The sequence below is a fragment of the Salinivibrio sp. IB643 genome, assembly GCF_001996105.1.
In the GTDB taxonomy this organism is placed as follows: Bacteria; Pseudomonadota; Gammaproteobacteria; order Enterobacterales; family Vibrionaceae; genus Salinivibrio; species Salinivibrio costicola.
In genome coordinates this window covers 1-4,376 of sequence record NZ_MUFF01000067.1, presented here as the reverse complement: position 1 = coordinate 4,376, position 4,376 = coordinate 1, and the positions used below count along the sequence as shown (strand labels likewise).

The 4,376-nt window shown below is 43.9% G+C and carries 4 protein-coding genes and 1 pseudogene; 1 reads left to right on the top strand and 4 read right to left on the bottom strand.

Annotation, left to right across the window (positions count from 1 at the left end; translation table 11 throughout):
* Positions 1-509, bottom strand: a pseudogene (locus BZG77_RS15175) (NAD-dependent epimerase/dehydratase family protein); the annotation flags it as partial.
* Positions 510-527: 18 nt separating this feature from the next.
* Positions 528-1,073, bottom strand: a complete 546-nt coding sequence (locus tag BZG77_RS15170) for an NAD-dependent epimerase/dehydratase family protein (RefSeq protein WP_077647725.1) — start codon at positions 1,071-1,073, stop codon at positions 528-530.
* 157 nt (positions 1,074-1,230) lie between these two features.
* On the opposite strand from BZG77_RS15170, the gene BZG77_RS14315 reads away from it, so the two are divergent.
* Entirely contained in the window at positions 1,231-3,111 is a 1,881-nt protein-coding gene (locus BZG77_RS14315) for a polysaccharide biosynthesis protein (RefSeq protein ID WP_077647724.1), read from the top strand.
* 147 nt (positions 3,112-3,258) lie between these two features.
* On the opposite strand, the gene BZG77_RS14310 is transcribed toward BZG77_RS14315, so the two are convergent.
* Entirely contained in the window at positions 3,259-4,176 is a 918-nt protein-coding gene (locus BZG77_RS14310; RefSeq protein ID WP_241844167.1) for a CDP-glycerol glycerophosphotransferase family protein, read from the bottom strand.
* Positions 4,149-4,376: hypothetical protein (locus BZG77_RS14995; protein ID WP_206744359.1), on the bottom strand; the 228-nt coding region annotated here is incomplete at its 5' end. The genes BZG77_RS14995 and BZG77_RS14310, both read right to left, overlap by 28 nt.

The following is a 4,376-nucleotide window of genomic DNA, read 5'->3' as shown; positions in this document are numbered from 1 at the left end:
CTATAACGCGGTTGCCAGTTAAGTTGGCCCATGGTTTTATGAATATCCACTTGCAAATCACCACATAAACGCTGCGACAACTGCGGTTTATTGAGTAATTGAGCCATGCGAGTCAGTAACCACGCGGGAATCGGCAGTAAATAGGCACGTCGGCGCATTGCTTGCGCGACGATTTTTAGTAACCGAGTTGTCGAGACATCGTCATTATCGGAGGCTAAGAATACGTGCCCGGCTGCATTAGGGTGGATACAACACGTTAGGATCAGATCGGCAAGATTATCAAGGTAAACCATACTTCGTCGATTATGAATGGCACCCAAGGGTAAGGGTATACGTCGTTTGGTCCATTTYATCATGGTGAGAAAGTTGGCTTTTACGCCGGGCCCATATACCAGTGGCGGACGGATCACCACTACGTCTAACCCGGTTTGCTGAGCAATTTCAAACAGCGCCTGCTCGGCCTCATATTTGCTGATGCCATACGGATCTTGTGGGTTAGGCTTATCGTTGGCATTTGCTGAGCAATTTCAAACACCGGGCCCATATACCAGTGGCGGACGGATCACCACTACGTCTAACCCGGTTTGCTGAGCAATTTCAAACAGCGCCTGCTCGGCCTCATATTTGCTGATGCCATACGGATCTTGTGGGTTAGGCTTATCGTTGGCATAAAACGGCTGATTAGGGGGGGTCGCTTCGCCATTCACTTTTATCGAGCTAATAAACACAAACCGTTTCACACCGGCAGCCGCGGCTTGTTGTGCCAAGTGCCGAGTCCCTTCGGTGTTAATTGAACGGTACGCTGCCAGTGCGTCAGCCTCGGTTTCATGCATGTGATGCACGCGCGCGGCGCAGTGAATCACACAATCGATTCCTTCAAAGGCGCCCTTCCAGTCCGTATCGCCATTGATGTTTTCTATCCAAAACGTAAGTGGCTGCACGTGATTGGTATTTTCACGTTGCACGTTTGGTTTGACGCGTCTCACCTTGCGCACTTTCTGTCCACGTTTTGTGGCTAAGTCAGAAACAGCCTGACCGACAAAGCCGTTGCTTCCAGTAATCAGTAAATTCATCTGTGAAACTTCTCACACAAAGACTGCAAAAATGATACCATTTTTCCAATCTCTTCGGGTAAAATCAAAGTGTAATTTCTCGTAATTGCCTGTGAAGTCAACTAAATTGATGACAAGCAACATTTTCTCATCAAACCAATTAACCGAATGGTCGCTAATGTTCACGCCTATTAAACGGCTTCTCAATGCCAGCCGTCGTAAAAAACGCTTTGTTACTGCAACTTATGACGTTGTTGCAGTGATGGTTTCCATTTATCTCGCAATTTTCTTCCGTCTGGGTGCGACACCATTTGAGTTTGGTATCGAAGAGGCGGGATCTTTTTTAGCAACCGTTTTTGCGACCGTCTTTTGCTTTATCAAGCTCGGCATGTATCGAGCTGTTCTACGATACATGACCTTACCAGCCATTGGTCACATTTTTCTTGCGGTGGGCATATCGGCAATCACTTTAGCGCTAAGTGGTTTCTTTTTTAAGTCTTTTATCCCGCGCAGCGTTCCCTTTATATACGCCGGCATTGCCATTCTTACACTAGGCGGGCCACGAATTTTATTTCGTACACTTTATGAGCAATATTACAAACGCAATAAGCCCAACGTGTTTATTTACGGTGCCGGCGCAACAGGGCGTGATCTCGCTTATGCGCTGATCCAGGGTAATGAATATCATCCAGCAGCCATTCTTGATGATGACAGCGCGAAGGTGGGCCAAATCATGTACGGCATTCGAGTATATCATCCATCAGAATTTGATGGACTACGGTCGCTCTATCAGCCCGTTAAGTTGCTACTCGCGATTAATAATGTGACCCAAGGTGAGCGGCTACGATTACTTGAAAAGCTTGCCCATTGGCCGATTGAGATTCAGTCCGTCCCTTCCGTTGAAGACATTGCCGCCGGAAAAAATAGTGTTGCCGATATAAAAGATCTCGACATTGCTGATTTATTAGGCCGCGCACCGGTTGAGCCCGACCCTGCCCTGTTAGCTAAACAAATCACCAATAAAAATGTATTGGTTACGGGAGCCGGTGGCTCAATTGGTCTAGAAATATGCCAGCAAGCGCTAAAGCTAAAGCCTGCCAAGCTAATCCTTTTTGAGCTAAACGAATATAACCTTTATCGTGCCCATCAGACACTGTCAAAAATGCGTATCAATTTAGCGCTTAATGTACAACTTGTCGCTGCACTAGGGTCGGTGCAAAAAGAGCATAGGCTCAGTAAGCTAATGGCTACTCACGAGATCAATACGGTGTACCATACCGCAGCTTATAAACATGTGCCTTTAGTTGAAGATAATATTGTAGAAGGCATACGTAACAACGTATTTGGTACCCTGGCATGCGCCAACGCAGCCATCGCGAATAAAGTAGAAAGCTTTACCCTTATTTCAACGGATAAAGCGGTACGACCCACCAATATTATGGGCGCCAGTAAACGCCTTGCAGAGCTAGTCTTACAAGCACTGGCAGACAAACAAAGTCAAACAACGTTCACCATGGTGCGTTTCGGCAATGTGCTAGGATCGTCAGGTTCTGTGGTACCACTATTTAAATCACAAATTCGTGCCGGCGGCCCAGTAACAGTGACACACCCAGATATTACCCGCTACTTTATGTTGATCCCCGAGGCGGCCCAGCTTGTGATCCAAGCCAGTGCGATTGGTCATAACGGCCAGGTATTTGTGCTCGACATGGGCGAACCAGTAAAAATTCTCGATTTAGCCAAGCGTATGATCAAACTCATGGGCCTTCGAGAAAAGAATGCCAATAACGTAGATGGGGATATAGAAATCAAATTTACGGGATTAAGACCTGGCGAAAAGCTCTATGAAGAGTTGTTGATTGGCGATAACGTTGAGGGCACTGGCCACGAAAAAATCATGACCGCATGTGAAGAAAAGCTGCAATGGGATGATATGACTATATTGCTCAGCGAGTTAGACAGCTGTTGTCATTATTTTGATGTTGAATGTATTAAACGTATACTGCTCGAAGCGCCTACTGGATATATACAACCAACCAACACTAAAAAGCCTGCATAACGCAATTGGACATACGCATTATACTCAGCATATGCATTATGAAGAATCATGACATCCATGATTCATCGTACTTAAGTTAAACCATACTCAAACACTAGGCCGAGTGCTTACGGCCTAGCGCTTTATACCGATTACCCGCAAGCTCGTTTAACGCTTAGCCAACGTCTTAACTACGTTAAGTGTATGTTTTGCATGATCACGCATAATAGGATTAAGTACTTTATTCGCGTTTTTTCGACAACTAAGATAGTAATCGGAATCGGTAAGTAAAGTTTCTAATTCAGATAAGAACGCCACTAAGGAGTTAGGTTTGGGTCCAGGAGTGAGCTTTTCGTAATCGATTGAAAAACCTATAGTACTTTCGTACTCGTTATAATCGTAGGGTAAAAACATCACCGGTTTTTCGGTAAGCAGGAAGTCTATATATATACTTGAATAATCAGTAATTACAAGATCAAACCCTCCTAACACTGGATTTATATCACTAATGTCTTGACTAGACAGCAGTTTAATTCGCTCACATTTTAGTAACTTTTCATCAAGTTCAAATTCAAAATTTGGATGAAGTCTTAAGAAGAGGGTCACTCCTTTCTTTTCTAAGCCATCACAAAGTGTGTCCAGATTAAAATCATCGAAAGGAAATATCTGCGTATCTGAAAAAGGTCGCCAGGTGGGCGCATATAGGACATTATGTGAGCTCTTATCAAGGATCAGACTCACTAAATGACGGTCAGGAGATACAACTTGATCACAACGTGCCTGCGGGCACCGAACAATATGAGAAGATGGTAAGTGTAAACACTTTGCCCAGGCACTATCAAATGCTGCCGAACTTGACATTAAATAGCTAAAGTTTGTTCGAATTAAGCGATAGTAAATAGACTTTACCAAGCTTACATATTTTTCGCCCAACCCTACCGATTTTATTGGAGCCCCGTGCCCTAAATGAATAACGGTTCGTCTGAAACTTAATCCAAATCCACTTAATGGTGTCTCTAAAGAGGAGCACACCCACAAGCCTGATCGCATTATCATAATTATATCTTTAAAGCGATCATTAGTGATAAAGTGGTCACCGTATTTCTCACGAAGCGCTCTTCTTTTTTCAGAATCATTAATAACGAATTTAGCAATACCATTACATTAGTGATAAAGTGGTCACCGTATTTCTCACGAAGCGCTCTTCTTTTTTCAGAATCATTAATAACGAATTTAGCAATACCATTACTTTTACTTGCTAAAAAATATAAAAAAAGCGCACGAGA